This is a genomic window from Clostridium cavendishii DSM 21758, assembly GCF_900141845.1.
GTDB classification, from domain to species: Bacteria; Bacillota; Clostridia; order Clostridiales; family Clostridiaceae; genus Clostridium_AG; species Clostridium_AG cavendishii.
Genome location: NZ_FQZB01000009.1, coordinates 56,926 through 81,005 on the forward strand (window position 1 = coordinate 56,926; position 24,080 = coordinate 81,005).

The 24,080-nt window shown below is 29.9% G+C and carries 25 protein-coding genes; all 25 read right to left on the reverse strand.

The window, feature by feature from the left end; genetic code table 11:
• Positions 1-11: 11 nt before the first annotated feature.
• The 25 genes from BUB01_RS10415 to pstB all read right to left on the reverse strand — a co-directional run bounded on the left by BUB01_RS10415 (position 12) and on the right by pstB (position 24,070).
• Positions 12-641: a thiamine diphosphokinase gene (locus BUB01_RS10415; RefSeq protein ID WP_072986965.1), complete on the reverse strand. Its 630-nt coding sequence runs from the start codon at positions 639-641 to the stop codon at positions 12-14.
• 1 nt (position 642) lies between these two features.
• Positions 643-1,296: a ribulose-phosphate 3-epimerase gene (gene rpe, locus BUB01_RS10420; protein WP_072986967.1), complete on the reverse strand. Its 654-nt coding sequence runs from the start codon at positions 1,294-1,296 to the stop codon at positions 643-645.
• Positions 1,290-2,159: a ribosome small subunit-dependent GTPase A gene (rsgA, locus tag BUB01_RS10425; RefSeq protein ID WP_072986970.1), complete on the reverse strand. Its 870-nt coding sequence runs from the start codon at positions 2,157-2,159 to the stop codon at positions 1,290-1,292. The genes rpe and rsgA overlap by 7 nt, the downstream gene beginning before the upstream one ends.
• Before the next feature lie 160 nt (positions 2,160-2,319).
• Positions 2,320-4,260 carry a Stk1 family PASTA domain-containing Ser/Thr kinase gene (gene pknB / locus BUB01_RS10430; RefSeq protein WP_072986973.1) on the reverse strand — a complete coding sequence of 647 codons (1,941 nt, stop codon included), beginning with the start codon at positions 4,258-4,260 and terminating at the stop codon, positions 2,320-2,322.
• Positions 4,261-4,980, reverse strand: coding sequence for a Stp1/IreP family PP2C-type Ser/Thr phosphatase (locus BUB01_RS10435; protein WP_072986977.1), 720 nt, complete (start codon positions 4,978-4,980; stop codon positions 4,261-4,263).
• A gap of 10 nt (positions 4,981-4,990) precedes the next feature.
• A complete protein-coding gene (gene rlmN, locus BUB01_RS10440; RefSeq protein ID WP_072986980.1) occupies positions 4,991-6,025 on the reverse strand; it encodes a dual-specificity RNA methyltransferase RlmN in 1,035 nt (344 codons plus the stop codon).
• 11 nt (positions 6,026-6,036) lie between these two features.
• Positions 6,037-7,356, reverse strand: a complete 1,320-nt coding sequence (gene rsmB, locus BUB01_RS10445; protein ID WP_072986983.1) for a 16S rRNA (cytosine(967)-C(5))-methyltransferase RsmB — start codon at positions 7,354-7,356, stop codon at positions 6,037-6,039.
• A gap of 15 nt (positions 7,357-7,371) precedes the next feature.
• Positions 7,372-8,037 carry a zinc metallopeptidase gene (locus BUB01_RS10450; protein ID WP_072986986.1) on the reverse strand — a complete coding sequence of 222 codons (666 nt, stop codon included), beginning with the start codon at positions 8,035-8,037 and terminating at the stop codon, positions 7,372-7,374.
• 12 nt (positions 8,038-8,049) lie between these two features.
• Complete coding sequence (gene fmt / locus BUB01_RS10455; protein WP_072986989.1) at positions 8,050-8,982, reverse strand: methionyl-tRNA formyltransferase; 933 nt, start codon at positions 8,980-8,982, stop codon at positions 8,050-8,052.
• A gap of 20 nt (positions 8,983-9,002) precedes the next feature.
• Positions 9,003-9,446: a peptide deformylase gene (gene def / locus BUB01_RS10460; RefSeq protein WP_072986992.1), complete on the reverse strand. Its 444-nt coding sequence runs from the start codon at positions 9,444-9,446 to the stop codon at positions 9,003-9,005.
• 13 nt (positions 9,447-9,459) lie between these two features.
• On the reverse strand, positions 9,460-11,661 hold the full coding sequence (gene priA / locus BUB01_RS10465; protein WP_072986995.1) for a primosomal protein N': 2,202 nt from the start codon (positions 11,659-11,661) through the stop codon (positions 9,460-9,462).
• Positions 11,662-11,691: 30 nt separating this feature from the next.
• The gene (coaBC, locus tag BUB01_RS10470) at positions 11,692-12,879 is read right to left on the reverse strand and encodes a bifunctional phosphopantothenoylcysteine decarboxylase/phosphopantothenate--cysteine ligase CoaBC (RefSeq protein ID WP_072986998.1); all 1,188 of its coding nucleotides are present in this window, start codon (positions 12,877-12,879) and stop codon (positions 11,692-11,694) included.
• Position 12,880: 1 nt separating this feature from the next.
• A complete protein-coding gene (gene rpoZ, locus BUB01_RS10475; RefSeq protein ID WP_072987001.1) occupies positions 12,881-13,099 on the reverse strand; it encodes a DNA-directed RNA polymerase subunit omega in 219 nt (72 codons plus the stop codon).
• Positions 13,080-13,718, reverse strand: coding sequence for a guanylate kinase (gmk, locus tag BUB01_RS10480; RefSeq protein WP_072987004.1), 639 nt, complete (start codon positions 13,716-13,718; stop codon positions 13,080-13,082). Before gmk ends, rpoZ begins: the two co-directional genes overlap by 20 nt.
• Positions 13,718-13,987 carry an extracellular matrix/biofilm regulator RemA gene (gene remA / locus BUB01_RS10485; protein ID WP_072987007.1) on the reverse strand — a complete coding sequence of 90 codons (270 nt, stop codon included), beginning with the start codon at positions 13,985-13,987 and terminating at the stop codon, positions 13,718-13,720. Before remA ends, gmk begins: the two co-directional genes overlap by 1 nt.
• Before the next feature lie 13 nt (positions 13,988-14,000).
• On the reverse strand, positions 14,001-14,885 hold the full coding sequence (locus tag BUB01_RS10490; protein ID WP_072987010.1) for a YicC/YloC family endoribonuclease: 885 nt from the start codon (positions 14,883-14,885) through the stop codon (positions 14,001-14,003).
• 119 nt (positions 14,886-15,004) lie between these two features.
• Positions 15,005-15,994 (reverse strand): asparaginase, encoded by a 990-nt coding sequence (locus BUB01_RS10495; RefSeq protein ID WP_072987013.1) that lies wholly within the window; start codon positions 15,992-15,994, stop codon positions 15,005-15,007.
• Positions 15,995-16,037: 43 nt separating this feature from the next.
• Positions 16,038-16,367 carry a hypothetical protein gene (locus BUB01_RS10500; RefSeq protein WP_072987016.1) on the reverse strand — a complete coding sequence of 110 codons (330 nt, stop codon included), beginning with the start codon at positions 16,365-16,367 and terminating at the stop codon, positions 16,038-16,040.
• A gap of 147 nt (positions 16,368-16,514) precedes the next feature.
• Entirely contained in the window at positions 16,515-17,009 is a 495-nt protein-coding gene (gene tpx / locus BUB01_RS10505) for a thiol peroxidase (protein WP_072987019.1), read from the reverse strand.
• Positions 17,010-17,181: 172 nt separating this feature from the next.
• On the reverse strand, positions 17,182-18,660 hold the full coding sequence (gene spoIVA, locus BUB01_RS10510) for a stage IV sporulation protein A (protein WP_072987022.1): 1,479 nt from the start codon (positions 18,658-18,660) through the stop codon (positions 17,182-17,184).
• 105 nt (positions 18,661-18,765) lie between these two features.
• Entirely contained in the window at positions 18,766-19,761 is a 996-nt protein-coding gene (locus BUB01_RS10515; RefSeq protein WP_072987025.1) for an NAD(P)H-dependent glycerol-3-phosphate dehydrogenase, read from the reverse strand.
• Positions 19,762-21,084 (reverse strand): ribosome biogenesis GTPase Der, encoded by a 1,323-nt coding sequence (der, locus tag BUB01_RS10520; RefSeq protein WP_072987030.1) that lies wholly within the window; start codon positions 21,082-21,084, stop codon positions 19,762-19,764.
• A complete protein-coding gene (locus BUB01_RS10525; protein ID WP_072987033.1) occupies positions 21,084-22,421 on the reverse strand; it encodes a DUF512 domain-containing protein in 1,338 nt (445 codons plus the stop codon). Before BUB01_RS10525 ends, der begins: the two co-directional genes overlap by 1 nt.
• Before the next feature lie 222 nt (positions 22,422-22,643).
• Positions 22,644-23,300, reverse strand: a complete 657-nt coding sequence (gene phoU / locus BUB01_RS10530; RefSeq protein WP_072987036.1) for a phosphate signaling complex protein PhoU — start codon at positions 23,298-23,300, stop codon at positions 22,644-22,646.
• A 20-nt stretch (positions 23,301-23,320) separates the two neighbouring features.
• Positions 23,321-24,070, reverse strand: a complete 750-nt coding sequence (pstB, locus tag BUB01_RS10535) for a phosphate ABC transporter ATP-binding protein PstB (RefSeq protein ID WP_072987039.1) — start codon at positions 24,068-24,070, stop codon at positions 23,321-23,323.
• Between the last annotated feature and the right edge of the window lie 10 nt (positions 24,071-24,080).

Consider the following 24,080-nt stretch of genomic DNA (forward strand, 5'->3'; position numbering starts at 1 on the left):
AAATGTTCCTATTAATCCCTAGAATAAATAACTAAAATCTTACCTGTTTTAAAGTCAATATGTATTGATGAATCTAAAAATTCATTCGAAATAGTTCTAGGGTCTCCAAAACTTAAATTATAAGAATCTAAAGGATATTTAGCGCCTTTTATACTAAAACCCTTAACTTCCTCTCCTAGTGCTTGAAAAGAAATAAATTGGCCTTTCTCTCCAAATAAATTGCAACCTTTATTAACTACAAAAATCTTATTATTATCATCTTTAATTATTGCTCGTACATTTTTGCTTAAACACCTATTTAATATGCCTAAGTTACCAATAACATGATCCAATCTAGTTCCTGTTGCCCCTAATAAAACAATTTCTGTAGCTCCCAATTCTATAGCTTTTTCTACTGCTAATTCCGTATCTGTAAAATCTTTTTCTGGATTAAACTTTATAATTTTAATAGAATCCAAAAATTCTTTACTAACACTAATAGCTGAATCCAAATCACCTAATAGAAAATCAGGTCTTACATTATACTTAAAATAAGTTTCAACACCCTTATCTGCCGCTATTAAAAGCTCTGCTTTTGCTACTTCTTCTTTAAAAAGCATTTCCTTTGGCTCAGTGCCACCTGTTACTATAAGGCATTTCATTTTAAATTACCTCTCTAATAGCCTTTATATTTTTTTCTATTTCATCATTTTTAAATACAGCTGAACCCGCCACTAAAACATTTGCACCAGCTTCTGTTACTAATTTTGCATTACTAGAATCTATTCCGCCATCAACTTGTATTAAAATATCTTTGTTACTTTTTCTTATAGCCAGTTCTTTAACTTCTTTTATTTTCTCTAAAGAATTTTTTATAAAACTTTGACCTCCAAAACCAGGATTAACAGACATTATAAGAACCATATCTAGTTCTTCTATAATATCTTTAAGTACAGAAACCGGTGTACCTGGATTTAATGAAACTCCAGCTTTTATCCCTTTACTTTTAATATATGATATAGTTCTATGTATATGTCTATCAGCTTCATAGTGAACTGTTATTATATCTGCACCTGAAGCTACAAACTCATCAATATATTTTGATGGTTCTTCTATCATTAAATGAACATCAAAAATCAAATTGGTTATCTTTCTAAGCGGTTTTATTAGTGGAAATCCAAAACTTATATTAGGAACAAATCTTCCATCCATTACATCTATGTGTAGAAAATCTGCCCCTCCCTTTTCAACTCTTTTAATTTGATCTCCTAAATTCAAAAAATCTGCTGACAGCATAGATGGTGCTATTTTTACCATTTGTTTGTCCTCCTACTCATTATTTCCTCTAAGGTTCTAACATAAAATTCATATCTTTTTACGTTTATTTTTCCCTCTTCTACAGCTTCTTTAACTTTACAATTAGGTTCTTTATAATGACTACAACCTCTAAACCTACATTCATTATTATACTCTATAAATTCCGGAAAAGCATATTTTAAATCATCTTTTTCTATAAAGTCTACTTCTAATGTTGAAAATCCAGGTGTATCTACTAAAAATCCACCTTCTATTTCTATAAGTTCACTATGCCTTGTAGTATGTTTTCCTCTTCCAATCTTTTCACTCACTGACCCAGTTTCCATATGTTCTTTTTCTATAAGTGCATTTAAAAGTGTAGATTTTCCAGCTCCAGATGGTCCACAAAGCACTGTAACATTATTTTTAAATCTTTCTTTTAGAATATCTAACCCTTTTCCTGCCTTTGCATTTATAAATAAAACTTCATATCCTATAGAATTTATCTTATTCTTTATCTCTTCTCTCTCTTCCTCTGTACAAAGGTCTACTTTATTTAAGCAAACTGTTGCATGTATTTCATTATGTTCACAAAGTACTAAAAATCTATTTAACAAATCAAAATTCAAATCTGGATTTTTAATTGCAAATACTACAAAGGCTTGAGATATATTAGCTACTGTCGGCCTTATAAGCTCTGAAGACCTATCTAAAATATCTTCTATGGCTCCCTTATTTTTTTCTATGGATATAATTACATTATCACCTACCATAGGCTTCATATCCTTATGTCTAAACTTTCCTCTAGCTTTACATTCTATTATTCCTTGTTCTGTTTTTACATAATAAAAGCCACCTATACCTTTAATTATAATTCCCTTCATATTTCCTCCAAATAATTTTTAGTTATATATTTATAATAACCAGATTTTATTATAAATTGCAAATTTATTTTAACTTTATATTCTATAAATATTATCTTAAAATTAAAAGAGCTCTATACTAAAACTCTTTAATTGGTTTTATATAGAACTCTTATAAATATTATTGTTTAGGTTTATTAGGAGCAACTAAAGTAACTTTAATAGTTCCTCCTTCTTCAACAGAAGTACTTGGAGCTATAGCACTAACAGTAGCGCCTATAACATCTTCTCCACTATATTGGACATTTACTTTTTTACCATTTCTCCAAGCTTCTACATCATTTTTTGATTTACCTATCAATCCTGACACATCAAAAAACTTCTTTTCTTCTACAAAATCATCATAATAAGTAACCTTAACAGATTGCCCTTCTATTGTTGTAAGACCTCCATCCGGATTCTGAGCATATACCTTACCTGATGAATCTTTATCAGGAGTTTTCCTATCTCCCTTTATAAATTCAACTCCAAGCTTTAACTGATCTAGCTTTGCTTTTGCCTGATCTTTAGTAAGTCCTGTAACAGATGGTACTGTTACAGTAACTTGTTTTTTACCTTTACTTATAACTATATTAACCTTAGTATTTTTATCTACCTTAGTATCCCTTGCTGGATCTTGAGACATTACAGCTCCTTTTTGAACAGAATCACTGTCTTCTTCTTTAACATCACCTAACTCAAGACCAAGTTCTGAAAGTTTAGCTTTTGCTGCATTTTGATCCATTTTACTTAAATCAGGAACGCTTATCTTTTCTTCAGCCGCACTTAACTTAACTCTAACTTCTGTAGTTGCCTTTTCTCCCTGATTTGGAGTGCACTCAACAACAGTTCCTTCTGGTTTATCACTCTTAACTGAACCAGCTATGTAATATCTAAGCCCAGCTTTCTCTACTGCATCACGTGCATCTGCATCCTTCATACCGATAATATTAGGAACTATTTTTTCCTTATTACTATCCCCAGAGCCCTTACTAAAGAAATATGCACTTAACCCACCTAATCCTAATAATAATATAAAAATTAATGGATATAATATTTTCTTTTTTAGATTTTTTCTAGACGACTTTTTATCATCATCCTCTTCATCTTCATAATCCTCTTCATCATCATATTCGTCTTCTAAGTCTTCATCTTTTTTAGATTTTTGACCTTTATTAATTGAGTTTTCATCTTCTACATTTACAGGTGCCATTACTCTAGTAAAATCATCTGCTTCAGAATTATTACTCATTAATACTACATTTGGGTCATTTTTTACTTTTTCTAAATCAACTATTATCTCTTTAGCTGTTTGATATCTTTTAATAGGCTCTTTTTCCATTGCCTTTATTATTAAATAATTAAGACTATTTGGAATTGAACTATTTAAAACCTTAGGAGCTACTAAAGGTTCTTGTATATGCTTTAACGCTATGGCTACAGGTGATTCAGCTTCAAATGGAAGCTTTCCTGTTACCATTTCATAAATAACTGCTCCTAACGAATATATATCTGTTCTACAGTCTAAAAAAGTACCTTTAGCTTGTTCTGGTGAAAAATAATGGGCTGATCCCATAACACTATTCGTATAAGATATAGTTGATGAATCTGCTGATTTAGCTATCCCAAAATCAGTTACTTTAACTGCCCCTTCTGGTGTTACAAGGATATTTTGGGGTTTAATATCTCTATGAATTATATTATTTTTATGTGCACAATCTAATGCCCTTGCAATTTTAATAGCTATACTTATGGCTACATCTGAAGATAATCTCCCCTGTTCTTTTATTATATCTTTTAAAGTTTTACCTTTAACATATTCCATAACTATATAGTGCATACTATCTTGAGTCCCTACATCTAATACATTAACTATATTTGCATCAGAAAGATTAGCAATAGCAGTAGCCTCTCTCTTAAACTTTTCAACTATTTCTTCATTATCTTTAAATGTATCCTTTAAAATTTTAACAGCAACATATCTTTTAAGCTTATTACACTTAGCTTTATATACATGAGACATGCCACCTTCCCCTATTTTTTCAATTATCTCGTATCTATCACCTAATATGTTACCTATCATTTAAAACTCTCCTTTAAAAATTAAAACTGTAATATTATCCTTACCTCCTACACTTTTAGCTTGCGTAACTAAATTTTCACAAACTACTTGAAGGTTACTGCTATTTTTTATGAAATTTAATATTTCCGTTTTCGTAACATCATTGGTAAGTCCATCTGTACACAATATAAAATATTCATATTGATTATTTTCTATATTATAAATATCAACATCTATTTTAACATTTGTTCCTACAGCTCTAGTTATTATATTCTTTCTTGGATGAACTCTAGCTTGCTCCTCTGTAATTGATCCACAATCCAAAAGCTCTTGTACTAGAGAATGATCCTTTGTTACTTTTACTATAGTATCTTTACTAATAGCAAAACAAGAACTATCTCCTACATTGGCTATTTGTATTTTATTATTAAATTTTATAGCTGCTATAATTGTAGTACCCATTCCTTGTAGAGCTTCATTATCTAATGAATACTTAAAAATTTTATAATTTATATCAACTATCGCATCTGTAAGAAGCTTTTCTTTATCATAATTATTGTAATTTAGCTTTACAAAATCTATTATGCCTTCTACTGCCATTTTGCTAGCAATTTCTCCTGCATTATGTCCACCCATACCATCTGCAACTACAAATATACTAAATTCATCACATATATAACTATTAACATAATCCTCATTAATGCTTCTATAATTACCTATATCAGTAATGTGACCTATCATATTCCTCCCCCTATCGGTTATTTTCCTTTAAATAACTTCTTCTAAGCTGCCCACAAGCAGCATTAATATCTGTTCCCATTTCACGTCTTACTGTTGCCTCTACACCATAACCTTTTAGAATTTCCGCAAACCTATCTATATCACTTTTTGAAGGTCTTCTAAATTCATTTTCCTTTATTTCATTTACGGGAATTAAATTAACATGACATAACATACCCTTTAAAAGCTTTCCTAATGCTTTGGCATCCTCAGAACCATCATTAACACCCTTAACTAATGAATATTCAAAGGTAACTCGTCTTTTTGTTTTCTCTATAAAATATCTACAAGCTTTTAATATTTCATCTATAGAATATTTATTTGCTATAGGCATTATTTGCTTTCTTTTTTCATCTGTTACTGAATGCAGTGAAATAGCTAATGTTATTTGAGTATCTAAATCTGCTAATTCATAAATTTTAGGAACTATACCACAAGTTGATAGTGTTATATGTCTTTGCCCTATATTAAGTCCATAATCAGCATTAACAAGACTTAAAAACTTTATCACATTTTCATAATTATCAAACGGTTCCCCACTACCCATAAGAACTATATTCGATATTCTGTCATTTAAAACTTTTTGACCTAAAATAACCTGAGCTAAAATTTCTCCTGCTGTAAGATCTCTTATTCTACCATCTATAGTTGAAGCACAAAACTTACATCCCATTCTGCAACCAACTTGTGAAGATACACATATAGAATTTCCATGCTTATATTTCATAAGAACAGTTTCTATTAAGTTGCCATCTTTTAAAGCAAGTAACATCTTCTTTGTATCATCTTCTTTAGATTCAAAAACCTCAACAATTTCCGGAAGCCCTATATAAAAATTAGTCTTCAGTTTTTCTATTAACGTTTTTGGAACATTTTTCATATCATCAAAGCTATTTATATCCTTATAAAGCCAATCAAAAACTTGCTTTGCCCTAAATGCTCCCTCTTTATTTTCTTTCATCCAAGCTTGTAATTCTTGCAAATTAAAGTTTAGTATATTTTCCACCGTATCACCTACTACCTTTTTTTAAGTTTTGCTATAAAAAAGCCATCCATATATTCATTTGGTAATATTGTTACAGAACCATTCTCATTGTTTATTATGTTTTTTGAATTTCCTATAAACACTTTTTCTATTACTGCATCATTATGTTTATCTAAAAACCAATCTATATTTTCTTCATTTTCCTTTTTGTTAAGTGTGCATGTAGAGTATATCAATTCTCCACCAACTCTTAAATATTCCCAAGCATTTTCCATTATATTCCTTTGGATTTGAACTAAATCTCTTAATTCCCTAGCATTCTTAGTCCATTTAATCTCAGGTTTCTTTCTTATTATACCTATTCCAGAACAAGGTACATCTATTAATACTTTAGTTGCATAATTTATATATTTAGCATTTAATTTGGTTGCATCCATAATATCAGTTTTTATATTTTCAAGATGTAGTCTTTCCTTATGTTCTTCTATAAGTTTTAACTTATGTTCATGAACATCAAACGCTAAAACTTCACCTTCATTTTGTAAAAGCTCTGCTATGTGAGTTGTTTTTCCTCCTGGTGCACTGCAAAGATCCATAACAATATCATTTGAATCAAAGTTAAATAAAGGTGCAACCATCATAGCACTTTCGTCCTGAACTGTAATATCACCAGATATAAATAATGGATTCTTTTCGATAGTACTTCCCTTATTTATCTTTATAGCATCTGGTGAAATACTACCTTCTTCTACATCATATCCTTCTTCTTCTAGCTTTTCAAAAACTTCATCATAATCAGATTTGTTACTATTAACTCTAACAGTAATATTAGGTCTATAATTTAATCCTTTTAGTATTTCTAATGCAAGTTCTTCACCATATTGAAGTATAAATAACTTTACCATCCATTTATCAAAAGAATAATCAAAACATATGCTTTCTAGTTTTGCAAATCCTTCTTTATAATTTTTCTTTTCATTTCTTATATAATTTCTAAGAACACCATTGACAAATCTTGAAGAATTTTGTGATACTTCTTTAGATAGATTAACAGAATCATTTACCACTGCATAATCCGGAACTCTATCTAAAAATCTCATTTGATATATGGCACTTCTTAATATATTAATAACAGCCACATCAATTAATGCTATATCCTTAACATAATTAGATAATATAGTATCTATGGTACTTTTATATTTTATTGTACCATATACTACTTCTGTAATTAAAGCTCTGTCTTTTGAATCAATCTCTTCACTATTTAGATATTTATTTAACTCTATATTAGAATAAGCCCTATTATTAAATATATTATCTAAGATTTTTACTATAATTTTCCTTGCTTTCATCCTTACCTCTTATTTCTAGTCTCTATTTTGACTAATCATTATTAATCTAATTAAGTTAACTACTGCCATTATAGTTGCCGCCACATATGTCATTGCTGCAGCATCTAACACTTTTTTAGCTCCCTTAATTTCCTCGCCTTGAAGTATTCCTCTATCCTCTAATGTTCGTAGTGCCCTACTTGATGCATTAAATTCAACTGGCAACGTTACTATTTGAAAAAGTACCACAAATGAGAATAGTATAATTCCTAAAAAAACCAAACTTCTCATTCCCATAAATAATCCTAAAATTAAAATTAACCATGAAGCTCCTGATCCAAAATTAGCAATTGGAACTATGGCAGATCTTAATCCCATTGGACCATAAGATTCTTTGTGCTGCATTGCATGCCCTGTTTCATGAGCTGCTACTCCTATTGATGCCACTGATTTACCATAATAAACTTCTTCTGAAAGTCTTAATACTCTATTACTTGGATCATAATGATCACTAAGAGTTCCAGCCACTAATTCAACTGGTATATCATGAAGCCCATTATAATCAAGTATCATTCTAGCTACCTCAGCTCCACTAAACCCATTAAAGCTTCCCACCTGTTTATATTTATCAAATGTAGTTGAAACCTTAATTTGAGCCCAAAAAGATATTATAATTGCTGGTAAAAGCAATAACCAATACATAAAACAACCTCCTTAATTACCAAGTACTACTCCAACTTCTAATCCATTTCCATTTATAAATTGTTCTACAAATAATGGTTTAGAATTTGGAAATTGTAATTTTTCTATTAATAAAATTCCATCTCCTGTTGAAACTTCTATACCATTTTTATCTACACTAAGTATAGTTCCTGGCTTTTTGTTACTAATTCTTGAAATTGCTTTAGTCTTATGAAGTTTCATTGGTATTTCATTATAATAAGTATAAGCTATAGGCCAAGGATTTAGTCCTCTAACTAAATTATGAATATCTCTAGCTGACTTATTCCAATTTATTTTTGCTAACTCCTTATTAAGCATAGATGCATAACAAGTTTCTTCTTCATTTTGTTTTATAGGTTTAATTGTTTCATTCTTAATTCCTTTTATTGTTTCCACTAAAAGATCTGCACCACTTACCATAAGTTTATCATGTAATTCACCTGCTGTTAAATTTTCAGTTATTTCTACTTGATTTTTAAGTAGCATATCTCCTGTATCTAATCCTACATCCATTAGCATAGTAGTGTTTCCAGAAAACTTTTCGCCATTTATAATACTCCAATTTATAGGAGCTGCTCCTCTATATTTAGGAAGCAATGATGCATGCAAATTTATACACCCGTATTTAGGTATATCTAAAACTTCTTTAGATAAAATTTGTCCAAAAGCTACTACTATTATAAAATCTGGTTTCATAGCCTTAAGCTCTTCTATTATTTCTGATTCATTCCTAAGTTTTACAGGTTGATAAACAGGAATATTATTCTCTACAGCAACCTCTTTTACTGCTGACATTGCAAGCTTCTTACCTCTACCTTTAGGTCTGTCAGGTTGGGTAAAAACTGCTACAACATCAAACTCATCTATAAGTTTTTTAAGTGATGGTACAGCAAAATCTGGTGTACCCATAAATACTATTTTCATAAAATAAGCCTCCTTTGTGATTACTTAACATGGTCTACAAACAAAATTCCATCTAAATGATCATTTTCATGACAAATTGCTCTCGCTAAAAAGTCTTCCGCTTCTAAAACAAACTCTTCTCCATTTTCATTTAAAGCCTTAACCTTTATTTTTGTAGGTCTTTCAACCTCATCTTGAGTTCCTGGAATACTTAAACAACCTTCAGTAGCTCTATTAGAACCACTTTTTTCTATTATTTCAGGATTAATAAATACCCTAACTCCATTTCCATCTAAAATATCAACAACAAATATTCTTTTTAAAATTCCAACCTGTGGTGCAGCAAGACCAACACCACTATATTCATACATAGTTTCAATCATATCTTTTATCAAAACTCTTATTCTATCATTTATATCATCTACTACCCTACTTTTCTTTCTTAATAAATCGTCTCCGTATCTTCTTATAGTTCTTAAAGCCATACTCTTATCCTCCTTATATCAAACTATTGGGATTAACATCTAATATTATTCTAATATTATTATAAACATCCTTTGAAAAATCATAAACCCTTTCCTTAATAATATTAGCAATAATTTCATTTACTTCACCTTTTATTAATATCTGCCACCTATACATTTCCTTAATCTTCTGAATAGCACATGGACAAGGTCCTAAAATTTCTAAATTTCCGTAGTCTTCTAAAAGGCTACTAAGTTCACTACCTAATTTTTTTGCAAAATCTATAAGCTCATTTTCAAATTTAGAACTTATTCCTATAAGTAATAATTTTGAAAATGGTGGATAATTCATAGCCTTTCTAAGAGGTAATTCTTCCCTTAAAAATCCTTCATAATCATTATTTTTTATATAATTTAATGTATAGTTTTCTGGATTATATGTTTGAATTATAACATCACCACCTATTTCCCCTCTTCCAGCTCTTCCTGAAACTTGGGTTATAAGTTGAAAACTTCTCTCTGAAGCCTTATAGTCAGGCATATTAATACTCATGTCAGCCGCTATAACCCCAACTAAACTTACATTTTCAAAATCCAAACCTTTTGATATCATTTGTGTACCTATTAAAATATCAGCCTGTTTATTTTTAAAATCATTATATATTTTTTCAAAGGAATTTTTACTTCGCGTGGTATCTACATCCATTCTTAATACTCTTGCATTACTAAAAAGCCTTTTTATTTCATTTTCTACTTTCTCTGTTCCAGTTCCAAAATGTTTTACATATATACTACCACAACTAGGGCATGTTTTCCTAATTTTTTCAGAAACTCCACAATAATGACAAGTTAAAAACCCATTATTATGATAAGTCATGGCCACATCGCAATGCTTGCATTTAAAAACAAAACCACATTTACGACAAGATACAAAGCTTGAAAAACCTCTTCTATTTAAAAATAAAATTATCTGTTCGCCTTTTTTTAATCTATCATCTATTTTACTATATAATAGTCTACTAAACATAGACTTATTTTGCACTCTTAATTCCTCACGCATATCTACAATATGCATATCAGGCATCGCTTTAGCATTTGCTCTTTTCTTTATTTCCACAAGTTCTATTTCTTCGTTTAAAGCTCTATAATAACTCTCAACACTAGGTGTTGCTGAGCCTAGTATTACCTTACAAGAATTTAATATACTCTTGTATTCTGCTATTTCTTTTGTATTATACCTTGGACTCATTTCAGACTTATATGTTGCTTCATGCTCTTCATCGATAACTATAAGTCCCAAATCCTTAAACGGTAAAAATATTGCTGATCTTGCACCTATAACTAACTTAACTCTTCCTTCTTTTACTCTAAACCATTCATCAAACCGCTCTCCATCTGATAATCTACTATGAAAAACAGCTACATCAGGACCAAATCTTCCTTTAAACCTTTCTATCATCTGAGGTGTTAGAGCTATTTCAGGAACTAAAATCAAAGCACTCTTATTATTTTTTATAGTTTTCTCTACTAGATTCATATAAATTTCAGTTTTACCACTTCCAGTAACTCCTTTTAATAAGAACACCCTATACTGAGAATTAACTATTTTGTTTAAAGCCAAGGTTTGTTCTTCATTTAAAATTCTCTTTTCATAATTCTCGAAAACTCTATTATCCACCCTTTGGACCTGAACATCCTTAATTTCAACAAATCCTTTTTCCTGAAGCTTATTTATAGTATACATTGATATATTATAAAATTTATTTAATTCTGTTTTTGTATAAAGCCCACTATTCTTTTCTATAATATCCAGGGCTTTTGAATAATTTTCTCTAAGTAATCCTTTATCCTTTAAAACAAAGAAAACAGAACTTTTAGTCTTTTCTCTTCCACCTCTCATAATTCCAGGTGGTATCATAACTCTAATTGCATCTATATATTTACATAAATATCTCTTTCTCATAAATAATATAAGCTTCAAATCATTATCTGTTAAGATCGGTTCATTATCTATTAATGAACTTATAGACTTCATTCTAAAATCATTGCTTTTATTCAAACTATCATATAGTTCTATAACAAAGCCTTCTACTTGCCTATTTCCTTTTCCAAAAGGAACCTTTACCCTATGTCCTAAACTAATGTTTGATTTAAATTCCTCTTTAATCTTATATGTAAAAGGTTTATCAACCTGTACTGAATCATTATTTATTATAATTCCTGCATATTCTGCCATGAAAATCACCCTTTATAAAATAAAAAAGCGCTATTTGCGCCCTTTTATAATGTCAAATATGGTTTTTGCTACTAATCTTTTTGTCATTTTTTCTAAATGAATAACTTCTCCAGTTCTTGATAAAATTGAAACCTTATTATCTTGAGTACCAAAGCCTGTTTCTTTAGAACATATATCATTAGCAACTATAAAATCTAAATTTTTTCTTTCTAGCTTACCTTTAGCATTTTGCAAAAGATCATTACTCTCTGCTGCAAAACCAACTAAAATTTGATTTTTCTTTCTTTCACCTAAAGTTTTTAAAATGTCAGTATCTTTTACAAACTCTACAGAAAGATTATTTTCTAACTTTTTTATTTTATTTTCACTGTAAACCTTAGGTTTATAGTCAGCAACTGCAGCTGATTTTATTACTATATCTTGTGAATCAAAATTATCTAAAACAACCTTAAGCATTTCTTCATTAGTGTTCACACTAATAAATTTGACATCTTGAGGAGATTTTATATTAGTAGGACCTGAAACTAAAGTAACTTCTGCACCTCTATCTCTAGCTTCTTCCGCAATAGCGTACCCCATCTTCCCTGTGGATCTATTTGTAATAAATCTAACTGGATCAAGATTTGCAATTGTAGGTCCTGCTGTTATTAAAACTCTCTTTCCTAGAAGGTCTTTAGGTTCATGTAACATTGATAATACTTTTTCTACTATTATTTCAGTATCTTGAAGTTTACCCATTCCTTCATCACCACAAGCAAGTATTCCTGCAGCTGGTTCTATGAATTTATAGCCATATTCTTTTAATTTTTTCATATTATCTTGCACTATTTGATTTCCATACATATTTGTATTCATTGCTGGTGCAAAGACAACTGGGGCCTTTGTAGCCATAATAGTTGTAGATAACATATCATCAGCTATTCCATTTGCTACCTTACCAATTATATTAGCTGTAGCTGGTACTATAAGCATTAAATCTGCTCTTTTAGCTAATGATATATGCTGGATTTCCCATGCTTTTGGTTCATCAAACATGTCTGTTACAACCATATTGTGACTTAAAGCTTGAAATGATAATGGAGTAACAAATTCTGTTGCTGATTTAGTCATTATAACTCTCACATCAACATCCTGCTTTCTTAGACGGCTTATAACATCAAGTGCTTTATAAACAGCTATTCCACCACTTACTCCAACTACAACACATTTTTGTTCCATTTTACTTTATACCTTCTTTTAGTTGTTCATATTTTACCACATCTTCATTAACTTCATTTATAGCTATTGTTAGTGGTTTATTTGAATTAACTTTTACAAAAGTATCTGACCCATCTATTATTTGTCTTGCTCTTTTTGATGTTACTATAACAAGTGAATATCTGTTATCTACCTTTTGTAATAAGTCAACTATTGATGGATTAATCATAGAGTTGTTCATGAATAAAACCCTCCTTAGAATCTAGTATATTTTCTTTTATTCTGTCTACTCTGCATCTTTCAGCCATAATTATGGCTTCTATTTTTTCAGTAGCCTCTTCTACTGTATCATTAACTACAGCATAATTATATTTTGATACATAATTTATTTCTTGATATGCTGATTTGAATCTTGTCATCAAACTTTCAGGCGTCTCACTGCCTCTTTTAATTATTCTTTGTTTTAACTCTTCCATAGATGGAGGAAGTATAAATATAAATACCCCACCTTCAAACTTTTCTTTAACTTCAAGTGCACCTTGTATATCTATTTCCAATATAACATTTTTACCTTCATTAAGCATTTTTTCAACGCTTGACTTTGGTGTACCATAATAATTACCATACACTTCTGCATATTCTAAAAAATCACCTGCATCTATTCTACTTAAAAAATCTTCCTTCTTAAGAAAATGATAATTTACACCGTCAACTTCTCCATCCCTAGGATTTCTTGTTGTTGCTGATACAGATAAAAATATATCCTCATTTTTTTCAAGTAAGGCTTTACATATAGTTCCTTTGCCTGCGCCTGAAGGACCTGATATTACCATTAAAATGCCTTTGTTCCTCATATGCATTATTCTTCAACCTCTTCTACAACTTCATCTTTTGTAGATAATCTATGTGCTACTGTTTCTGGTTGGACTGCTGATAATATAACATGATCTGAATCTGTAATTATAACAGCTCTTGTTCTTCTACCATAGGTTGCATCTATTAACATCCCTCTGTCTCTAGCCTCTTGAATTATTCTTTTAATTGGTGCAGATTCTGGACTAACTATTGCAACAAGTCTATTTGCGGAAACTATGTTACCAAAACCAATGTTTATTAACTTAATGCCCATTTTGTTCCTCCTATTATTCTATATTTTGAATTTGTTCTCTGATTTTTTCAATCATGTTTTTTATATTTATAACTAAATTAGTTATTTCTATATCTGTTGACTTAGACGCTATAGTATTAGCTTCTCTATTTATTTCTTGAACTATGAAATCAAGCTTTCTTCCTATTGGCTCATTTAAAGCCAAAGTATTTCTAAGTTGTATTATATGACTTCTAAGTCTAGTAATTTCTTCATCTATAGTAGCTTTATCTGCAAATACTGCTACTTCCATAGCAATTCTCGCTTCATCCACCTGTAAATCACCTAAAAGTTCTTCTACTCTATCTTTAAGCTTAACCCTATAGTTTTCAACAACAACATCTGATTTAGAATCTATTTGATTTACCCAATCCTCTATTAAAATACATTTCTTAGCTATATCCTCTGAAAGTTTTTCACCTTCTACCATTCTCATATCTACCATCATTATTAATGCTTTTTCTAGAAGCTCTTTAACTTCAAGCCATATTTCATCTAAATCATCTTCTTTTTCTTCTAATGTTATAATTTCTGGGTATCGTGAGATTAATGACAAACTAATATCATTTTTAATATCTGAATACCTTTCTTCAAGCTCCGATAAACATTTAACATAACTATCAGCAAGCATTGTATTTAATTTAACTTCTGCTTGATTATGACCATAATTTTTATAATTTATGAAAATATCTACTTTACCTCTATTTAATTTTTCATTTACTACTCTTCTTATTTTGTCTTCTAATGCTATAAAAGACTTAGGCATTCTTATATTCATATCCAGATATCTATGATTTACACTTTTCATTTCTAGTGAAATTATTCTTTCTTTACCTTCTTCACTAGTGGCTCTACCAAACCCTGTCATACTTCTAACCATGATTTTGCCTCCTTAAAATACCCATATAAACACTTGTCTATTACATAAAAAATATTATATAGATACTTTATTACAGGTTTACTATAAAGTCAACGGTTTGTTAACAGAAAGTTTACAAATTAAATTATGTATCTTCCTTGTTCAAATACATCTTGTATTTTAGATTTTTTAAATTTTGCACTTAAAGATATTAACAATTTAATTCTAGCCTTTTGCCCAGGCATACTTTCTCCAAAAATCACACCTAAATCTCTAAGATTTTTTCCTCCACCTATATAACCATAGGATTCAAAAACCCTTCCTTCAAAGCATCTTGAAGTCACAACAATTATAAGTCCTTTATGTAAAGCTTTTTCTATGGCTGGAACTATATTAGGTGGCACATTTCCTCTGCCCATGGCCTCTATTACTAAACCACTATAATTATTATTTGTGTAAAAATTCACTATATCCTCATCCATACCACTTACACATTTTATAAGACCAACTTTTTTATCTAGTTTATCTATAGGAATATAAGTATTTTCTATTACATCTCTATAAAAAATAACTTTATTGTTATCAACTATACCTATAGGTCCAAAACTAGGCGTTTTAAAAGCATTCAAACTCATTGAGTTTGCTTTTGTAACCTCTGACGCACTATTTAGTTCTCCATTAAAACAAACTAAAACCCCTCTAGCTTTAGCTTCTTCTGATATAGCAGTACAAATTGATGTTGCAAGATTAAAAGGTCCATCGTAACCAAGTTCTGAACTACTTCTCATAGCACCAGTAATCACTATAGGTTTTTCTGTCTTAATTGTTAAATCTAAAAAATAAGCCGTTTCTTCTAGAGTATCAGTTCCATGTGTTATTACAACCCCATCTATGTCATCTCTCTCTACTAACTCTTGTACAAACTTTGATAAATCAAGCATTATATCTGGTGTTATATGAGGACTTGGAAGGCTTGAAAAACTATGTGACTCAATTTTTGCAAAGCCTTCTATTCCAGTAACCATAGCCATTATCTCTTCTGCTGTTAAACTAGGTACAGCAGCCTGTATTCTTTCATCCACCTTCATAGAAATGGTTCCACCATTAAATACTACCGCAATTTTTTTCATTTGAATCCTCCAAAAATATATAAATCTCAAATAAGATTATACTCTAACTATAATAATATTCAAGGTTAGTAATTCTGTTTTTTTCTTTAGTATTACACTGGACATTATATATACTACCATAAAGATCATTTATAAAATTTGCTCCTCTAGATATTAAAAGTCCTGTAAGCACCTCTCCTACTATTGGTATAGAAACATCAAAGCCAACCATACTCAATATATCAGCTTTTGTTAAAATACAAAGTAAAACCCCAACAATCATCGCTCCAATCCTATTAACATCAAATTTTTTATCTTTTCTAATCATCTTTAAGCTTTCCCAAACAGCCTCAGAAATACCAGCTAAAACCAAAATAGATGCAATTCCATTCATTTTTCCACCCCTTTTTCAAGCAAATATAAAAAACTTTTATATTTACTTAATATACTTCTCAAATTCGCTTTATAATTAATATGTATAAAAGTATTTATATATGCAAAAAGAGGTGACAATATATGTCACCCCTTAAGGATAGAATTCCTATTTAGCCATTTTAGCTGCTTCTAATATTTCATCAAATTTTGGTTGATTTGTTATCTCATCTAAATATTCTACATAGACTAATTTATTTTCAGAGTTAACTACAAAAGCTGCTCTTGTTAATAACCCTAGTTCTTTAATATAAGTTCCAGTAGCTTCACTAAAACTTCTGTCCTTATAATCAGATACAACTTTAACATTTGATATAGACTTAGCTTGACACCACCTTGCTTGAGCAAATGGTAAATCCATTGATACAGTATAACAATTCACATCTTGTAGTTCTTTAATTTTGTTATTAAAAGTTACAACTTCTAAGTCACAAACAGGAGTATCTACAGATGGAACAGCTAAAAATATTCTTACCCCTTTTGTATCCTTTAGTGTCAATTCTGATAAATCATTATTAACTACTTTAAAATCTTTTATCTTTTCTCCTACTTTTACTTGAGTTCCTAATAAATTTACTTCATTTCCTTGAAATTTAATTTTCATATATCGCACCTCTTAAATTATTTATTTAAAATTATTATTTGTTAACTTCCATATTTTTATTATAATAAATTTCTTTATTTTGTCAATACTTATTATTTATTAATAATAAGTATTGAATTGTTACAAAAAATAAAGATGGTTGATTTTAAATCAACCATCTTTGATTCTAAATTTAAAATATTATACAAATTAAATTTCCATTACCTTCATTTATAATCCTCTGAAGTGTTTTTTGTATTTTTGCTTGAATATCGTCTGGCATCTTATACAACTTATTCTGAAGACCCTCTTTAACTAACATTTCTAAAGATTTTCCAAACATATTACTTTGCCATAATTTTTCAGGATCATTTTCAAATTGTTCAAGAAGAGTCTTAAATACTTCTTGAGTTTCCTTTTCAGTTCCCATTATAGGACAAATTTCAGTTTGAACATCTGCCTTTATTAAATGTAAACTTGGAGCACTTGCTTTTAATTTAACTACATACTTAGAACCCTGTTTGTCAATATCAGGTTTCTCAAATTTCATTTCTGAAAGCTGAGGTGCCACTAAACCATAACCTGTATTCTTAACATCTTTCAATGCTTCCTCAACTTTATCGTACTCAATCTTTGCATGATTAAGCTGTTTAATTAATGCAAGCAAATCACTCTCATTACTAAGATCTGAGCCACAAAGCTCACTTATTATCTTGTAGAAGATTCCTTTTTGAGGATTCATTTTGATTCTAGCTATTCCATCTCCAAGATTCATTTCACAAATTTCAGTAGCTCCTAAAAACTCTTCGTCAACTAAACTATCTAACCATTCTTTAATATCTCTAACCTTAAATATGTTTTTACACATATCTTTAACTATGTTTATAAAGTTAACCTTAAGCCAATGAGCTGGTTCCAACTTTTCTATCCATTCTGGCATATCAATATTAATTTCTTTTACAGGAAATTCTTTAAGTACTCTACCAAATAAGTTGTTTACATTATTTTGATCCATGTTCGCAACATCCATTATTTCTACTGGTACATTATACTTAGCTTCCATATCTTCCTTAAGTTTTTCTGTTTCTCCACGTGTTGGCGTAGAGCTATTAAGTACAATAATAAAGGGTTTATTAATTAATTTCAGTTCATTTATTACCCTTTCTTCGGCGTCTAAGTAGTCATCTCTATTTATTCCTGTAATACTACCATCTGTAGTTATGACAAAGCCTATAGTAGAATGGTCTGTTATTACCTTTCTAGTTCCTATCTCCGCTGCATCTTCAAAAGGAATTTCATAATCAAACCATGGTGTATTTACCATCTTTGTATCTTCGCCCTCTTGATATCCTAAAGCTCCCTTGACAATGTATCCTACACAATCTACCATCCTAACTTTAAATTTTATTCCTTCTTCAAGTTGTATTTCCACAGCTTCATTGGGTACAAACTTTGGCTCTGTTGTGTGTATACTCTTCCCTGAACCGCTTTGTGGCAGTTCATCCTTTGCCCTTTCCTTTTTATAAGTATTCTCTATCTTTGGTATCACCATTAGATCCATGAATCTTTTAATAAATGTAGATTTACCTGTTCTTACTGGACCTACAACCCCAACATAAATATCTCCTTGAGTTCTATCTGATATATCCTTGTATATGTTAAACTCCTCCAAGATATACCCTCCTTCTTATTATTAACAATATATATATACTTAAGTCTAAGTAAATTTATACCTAAAAAATGAGTAAGGCAGAAATTTTTTTCTACCTTACTCATTTTATAATAATTCACTTTTCTTTTCTCTTTCCATAAGCTCTAAAACCGCTTCTTCAGGGTCTTTATTCATAAATATAACCTTATACAAAACATCTGTTATAGGCATTGATATATTTTCTTTTTCCTTAAGTTCATAAAAAGCCTTGCAAGCCTTTATTCCTTCTACCACCATACCAACTTCTTCAGATGCTTCATCCTTAGTATAACCTTTTCCAATTAAAATTCCGGCTCTTCTATTTCTACTGTGCATACTTGTACAAGTAACTATTAAATCACCCATACCCGTTAATCCATAAAATGTTTCGAGCCTTCCTCCCATTTTTAGGCCTATTCTACTTATTTCAGTCATAGCTCTTGTCATAAGTGCAGCCTTTGTATTATCTCCATAACCTATACCATCTGATACACCAGCCGCTAATGCTATAATATTTTTTACAGCCCCACCTATTTCAACACCTATTAAATCATCATTAGTATATACTCTAAAATTAGATGTTATAAATAAGTCCTGTACTCTTTTAGCTGAATCCATATTATCTGAGGATGCTACAATTGTTGTAGGTATACCTAACGCTACCTCTTCTGCATGGCTAGGACCAGAAAGTATAACTACCTCATTTTCAGGCAATACACTTTTTATAACTTCCGATATTCTAAGATTAGTTCTTTCTTCTATTCCTTTTGCTATACTTATTATTATTGCATCTTTATTAATCTTTGATAGAATATTTTCACAAATTATTCTTATGACATGTGAAGGAACAGCAAGTATTACATACCTACTCTCCTTCAAAGCCTTGTCTAAACTTGTAAATGCTGTGACATTTTTAGGTATGTTTAACCCTTTTATATATTTATCATTTGTTCTTTTAAGGTTAATTTCATCTACTACTTTTTCATCTCTATCCCAGATACTAACATCATATCCTTTGTTAGCTAGTAATATGCTAAGGGCAGTTCCAAAACTTCCCCCGCCTAAAAAAGTCACTTTCTCCATTTACTTATCCTTCCTTTCCCTATATTCTATATTAATACCTGTTCCTTTAAAATCAAAACTATCTCTTAATTGATTTTCTAAATATCTTTCATAAGAGAAATGTAGTGCACTTTTATCATTAACAAAGAATAAGAATTTTGGCGGTCTTGCTGCAACCTGAGTAGCATAATATATTTTTAATCTCTTAAGTGCTACTACTGGTGGTTCTTTCATAAGAACAGCTCTATTTATAACTTCATTTAATATACCTGTTGATATTCTCTTAGAGTAGTTATCATAACACTTTTTAGCTATTTCAAGTACTTTATGAACTCTTTGTCCTGTAAGTGCTGATATAAACAAAAATTCAGCATAAGGCATAAATTTAAGATTACCTTGTAAATCTTTTTTATAGTTTAACATAGTTTTATCATCTTTTTCTATAAGATCCCACTTGTTAACTATTACCATTATGGCTTTTTTCATTTCATGCGCAAAACCTATAATCTTTTCATCTTGATCTGTTACGCCTTCTTGTGCATCAATAATTAATATAACAACATCAGCCTTTTCTATAGCCGCAAAAGTTCTAATTACCGAATATCTCTCTATTTCTTCTTTAACTTTACTTTTTCTTCTTATACCAGCTGTATCTATAAGTGTAAATTTGCCTTGCTCTGTTTCTAAATAGCTATCTATTGAATCTCTAGTAGTTCCAGGTATATTAGATACTATAACTCTATCTTCACCAAGAAGTTTATTTATAAGAGAAGATTTACCTACGTTTGGCTTTCCAACCATAGCAATTTTTATATTTTCCTCTTCTTCGTCTTCGCCTTCATCATCACTTGGAAAATATTCAACAACTCTATCTAGCATATCTCCAAGACCAAGAGCTTGAGATGATGATATTGTTACTGGATCCCCTATACCTAAATTATAAAATTCCCATGCATTATCTTCTTCTTTAATTGTATCAACCTTATTCACAACTAAAACTACTGGTTTTTTACTCTTTCTAAGCATTTGCGCAACTTCTTTATCTGCACCAGTAAGTCCTTCTTTACCATCAACTACAAATATAATAACATCCGCAGTTTCTATAGCAAGCTGTGCTTGCCTTCTCATTTGTTTTATTATTATATTTTGATTTTCTGGTTCTATACCGCCTGTGTCTATCATTGTAAATGTATGACGTAACCATTCTGCCTCTGCATATACTCTGTCTCTAGTTACACCTGGTGTATCTTGAACTATTGAAATTCTCTTTCCTGCTAATTTATTAAAAAGTGTTGACTTACCAACATTAGGTCTTCCAACTATAGCAACTATAGGTTTTCCCATTATATTTCCTCCTCTAAATGTTCGTTTATTAAGCTTATTAAATCTTCTCCTGTAATTTTGCAAACAATAACCTGAACATCTAATGCTTCTTCTATATCTGATATTTTTTTATCGTCTAGCATTATTTGCTCTTTTGAATTACTTAATTCATAACCTTTTCTAAACATATTTTCCGGCATTATTAAGTACTTAAAGTCTATTTTTCCCTTTAACTGATTTATAATATCTCCACCTGTTAAAAGTCCAGCTACAGTTATTGTCTCTCCATAGAATTCATTAATTATCTTAAATGCATCTATTTTTATATTTTTATTGCGTTCAGATATCATATCAGCCACATGTTTTATTTCATCATAAGCTGATGTACCTGTTACAAAAGCAAAGCTTCCTTTTTTATTTTGATTTAAATTTTCAATTTCTTCTTTTATGGTATCCCTTAAAAGTCTAATCATTCCAATACCATCTTGTAATTGTTCATATTCACCATAAAAATCAGCAGATGGTACTTCCTTTTCAGCCATAACATAAAATTCATCTGCAAGTCTTATAAATGGATTTCCTATTTCCTTAATATACTTTTGTTGAAGTCCTTCAATATCCAAAATTTCTTTTTTTGAGCTTTCTTTATCATATGTATTAAGTATAGGTAATCCTTCTCTAAATTTAGTTATTCCAACTGGTACAGCTGCTACATTTTGAACAGCTGGATATAATTTATATAAATCCTCTACTGTATTTAGAAGTTCCTCGCCATTATTAACACCAGGAATAGAAACTATTTGGGCATTAATTGTTATATCAGCCTCTGCAAGCCTTTTAAGTCTTTCATAAACTTTACCAGCAAATCTATTATTAAGCATCTTTACTCTTAATTCTGGATTTGTAGTATGTACTGATACATTTATGGGACTTATTCTATATCTTATTATTCTATCAATATCTTCATCCTTCATATTTGTAAGAGTAACAAAGTTACCTTGTAAAAAACTTAACCTTGAATCGTCATCCTTAAAATATAAAGTTTCTCTCATACCTTTAGGGTTTTGATCTATAAAACAAAACATACAGTTATTACTGCATCTTTTTGCAGTATCTAAAATAGCGTCTTCAAATTCAACACCTAAATCTTCGTCAAAATCTTTTTCTATTTCAAGTTCCCAAACTTCTCCATTAACTTTTTCTATTTCCACTTCAATATAATCATCAGCAAGAAGAAATTTATAATCTATAATATCCTTTATTTCAGTGCCATTTATAGATAAAAGCATATCTCCAACTTCTATCCCCAATTCTTCAGCAATGCCACCAATTTCTATTTTAGAAATTTTATTTTTCATCTTCTCACTCCTTATTTTTTAAATACTTTATCAATATGTAATAATACATTAATTAGATATTATAGTCAACTGAAAGAAAAAGATAAGTTATATAATTAGAAATTGTTTTTGCATATTATATTCTATAATTGCATTTATATTATTCCAAAATATTGATATGATTAATTCTATAATTTCTTATGTATATAAAAAAACTAACCTCAAATAAGGCTAGTTTTTTCCCTAATCATTTAAATCTACAAATTTCCCAGTAACTAAATATATAGTCCATTCACAAATATTTGTAACATGATCAGCTATCCTTTCTAAATATTTACAAACAAATAAAAGCTGTGACGCCTGCTCAACATGGCTATGCTTATCTCTCATAAATACTATTAATTCTTCAAAGATTTGTCTATATATAGTATCTACTTCATCATCTTTTTTACATATATCATAAGCTTTATCTACATCATTAGTTATATAAGCATCTATAGACTCTTTTATCATTTTTTTAACTATAGTAGCCATTTCTGGTATATGAATGAGTTCCTTCATGTAATTTTCTTTAGCTAATCTTTTTGTTATCTTTGCTATATCTACAGCATGATCTGCCATACGCTCCAAATCAGTTACTATTTTTGTAGCCGTAAATATATTTCTAAGATCAATAGCTAAAGGTTGTTCCATAGCAATAAACTTTATACATTTATCTTCTATCTCCTTTTGAAGATTATCTACTAAGTCGTCATCCCCTATAACCTTATCTGCTTCTTCTATATTTTGATTCACAAGAGATTCTACTGAATGATGTATTTGTTTTTCAACTATACTTCCCATTTTTATTATTTCATTATGAAGTTGCTTAAGTCCCATGTCAAAAGTTGTTCTTGTCATAAAAATCACCCCTTAATATTTTATCCAAATCTTCCTGTTATATAATCCTCAGTCCTTTTATCTTTTGGTTTATAAAATATGTCTTCTGTTTTCCCATACTCTACTATTTCACCATTTAAGAAAAAGGCTGTATTATCGGCTATTCTTCCAGCTTGTTGCATATTATGAGTAACTATTATTACAGTATATTTTTTCTTTAAATCATCCATAAGTTCTTCTATTTTGCTTGTTGATATTGGATCTAGTGCTGATGTTGGTTCATCCATAAGTAAAATCTCTGGCTCTACAGCTAATGTTCTTGCAATACAAAGTCTTTGTTGTTGACCTCCTGACAAGCCTAATGCACTTTTTTTTAGTCTATCTTTAACTTCTTCCCAAAGTGCAGCTCCTTTTAAGCTTTTTTCCACTATTTCATCTAATTTTTCCTTATCTTTAATGCCATGAATTCTTGGTCCATAAGCTATATTATCATATATAGACATTGGAAATGGATTTGGTTTTTGGAAAACCATGCCTACTCTTTTTCTTAGAAATATTTCGTCATAATCACTATATATATCTTTCCCCTCAAATAACACCCTTCCATTAATCTTAACACCTTCTATTAAATCATTCATTCTGTTTATAGTTCTTAAAAATGTAGATTTTCCACATCCTGATGGTCCTATAAGAGCTGTAACAGTGTTCTCCTTTATTTCCAAGTTTATATTTTTAAGCGCCTGGTTAGTTCCATAAAATAAATTTAATTTTTCTGCCTTTATTATAGTCATATTTTCTCCT

What these genes read in the sequence shown, in the direction of transcription:
- priA (WP_072986995.1), bottom strand. Translation starts at nt 11,661, where the DNA reads ATGGCAGAATATGCAGGAATTATAATAAATAATGATTCAGTACAGGTT.
- der (WP_072987030.1), bottom strand. Translation starts at nt 21,084, where the DNA reads ATGGGAAAACCTATAGTTGCTATAGTTGGAAGACCTAATGTTGGTAAG.
- phoU (WP_072987036.1), bottom strand. Translation starts at nt 23,300, where the DNA reads ATGACAAGAACAACTTTTGACATGGGACTTAAGCAACTTCATAATGAA.
- coaBC (WP_072986998.1), bottom strand. Translation starts at nt 12,879, where the DNA reads ATGGAACAAAAATGTGTTGTAGTTGGAGTAAGTGGTGGAATAGCTGTT.
- BUB01_RS10500 (WP_072987016.1), bottom strand. Translation starts at nt 16,367, where the DNA reads ATGAATGGAATTGCATCTATTTTGGTTTTAGCTGGTATTTCTGAGGCT.
- BUB01_RS10495 (WP_072987013.1), bottom strand. Translation starts at nt 15,994, where the DNA reads ATGAAAAAAATTGCGGTAGTATTTAATGGTGGAACCATTTCTATGAAG.
- BUB01_RS10490 (WP_072987010.1), bottom strand. Translation starts at nt 14,885, where the DNA reads ATGGTTAGAAGTATGACAGGGTTTGGTAGAGCCACTAGTGAAGAAGGT.
- pstB (WP_072987039.1), bottom strand. Translation starts at nt 24,070, where the DNA reads ATGACTATAATAAAGGCAGAAAAATTAAATTTATTTTATGGAACTAAC.
- pknB (WP_072986973.1), bottom strand. Translation starts at nt 4,260, where the DNA reads ATGATAGGTAACATATTAGGTGATAGATACGAGATAATTGAAAAAATA.
- rsgA (WP_072986970.1), bottom strand. Translation starts at nt 2,159, where the DNA reads ATGAAGGGAATTATAATTAAAGGTATAGGTGGCTTTTATTATGTAAAA.
- tpx (WP_072987019.1), bottom strand. Translation starts at nt 17,009, where the DNA reads ATGAAAATTAAATTTCAAGGAAATGAAGTAAATTTATTAGGAACTCAA.
- BUB01_RS10525 (WP_072987033.1), bottom strand. Translation starts at nt 22,421, where the DNA reads ATGAAAAATAAAATTTCTAAAATAGAAATTGGTGGCATTGCTGAAGAA.
- gmk (WP_072987004.1), bottom strand. Translation starts at nt 13,718, where the DNA reads ATGCATATGAGGAACAAAGGCATTTTAATGGTAATATCAGGTCCTTCA.
- def (WP_072986992.1), bottom strand. Translation starts at nt 9,446, where the DNA reads ATGGCTTTAAGAACTATAAGAAGATACGGAGACGATTTATTAAGAAAG.
- rpe (WP_072986967.1), bottom strand. Translation starts at nt 1,296, where the DNA reads ATGGTAAAAATAGCACCATCTATGCTGTCAGCAGATTTTTTGAATTTA.
- BUB01_RS10515 (WP_072987025.1), bottom strand. Translation starts at nt 19,761, where the DNA reads ATGGAGAAAGTGACTTTTTTAGGCGGGGGAAGTTTTGGAACTGCCCTT.
- rpoZ (WP_072987001.1), bottom strand. Translation starts at nt 13,099, where the DNA reads ATGAACAACTCTATGATTAATCCATCAATAGTTGACTTATTACAAAAG.
- fmt (WP_072986989.1), bottom strand. Translation starts at nt 8,982, where the DNA reads ATGAAAATAGTATTTATGGGTACACCAGATTTTGCTGTACCATCACTT.
- BUB01_RS10435 (WP_072986977.1), bottom strand. Translation starts at nt 4,980, where the DNA reads ATGATAGGTCACATTACTGATATAGGTAATTATAGAAGCATTAATGAG.
- BUB01_RS10450 (WP_072986986.1), bottom strand. Translation starts at nt 8,037, where the DNA reads ATGTATTGGTTATTGCTTTTACCAGCAATTATAATATCTTTTTGGGCT.
- rsmB (WP_072986983.1), bottom strand. Translation starts at nt 7,356, where the DNA reads ATGAAAGCAAGGAAAATTATAGTAAAAATCTTAGATAATATATTTAAT.
- BUB01_RS10415 (WP_072986965.1), bottom strand. Translation starts at nt 641, where the DNA reads ATGAAATGCCTTATAGTAACAGGTGGCACTGAGCCAAAGGAAATGCTT.
- remA (WP_072987007.1), bottom strand. Translation starts at nt 13,987, where the DNA reads ATGGGCATTAAGTTAATAAACATTGGTTTTGGTAACATAGTTTCCGCA.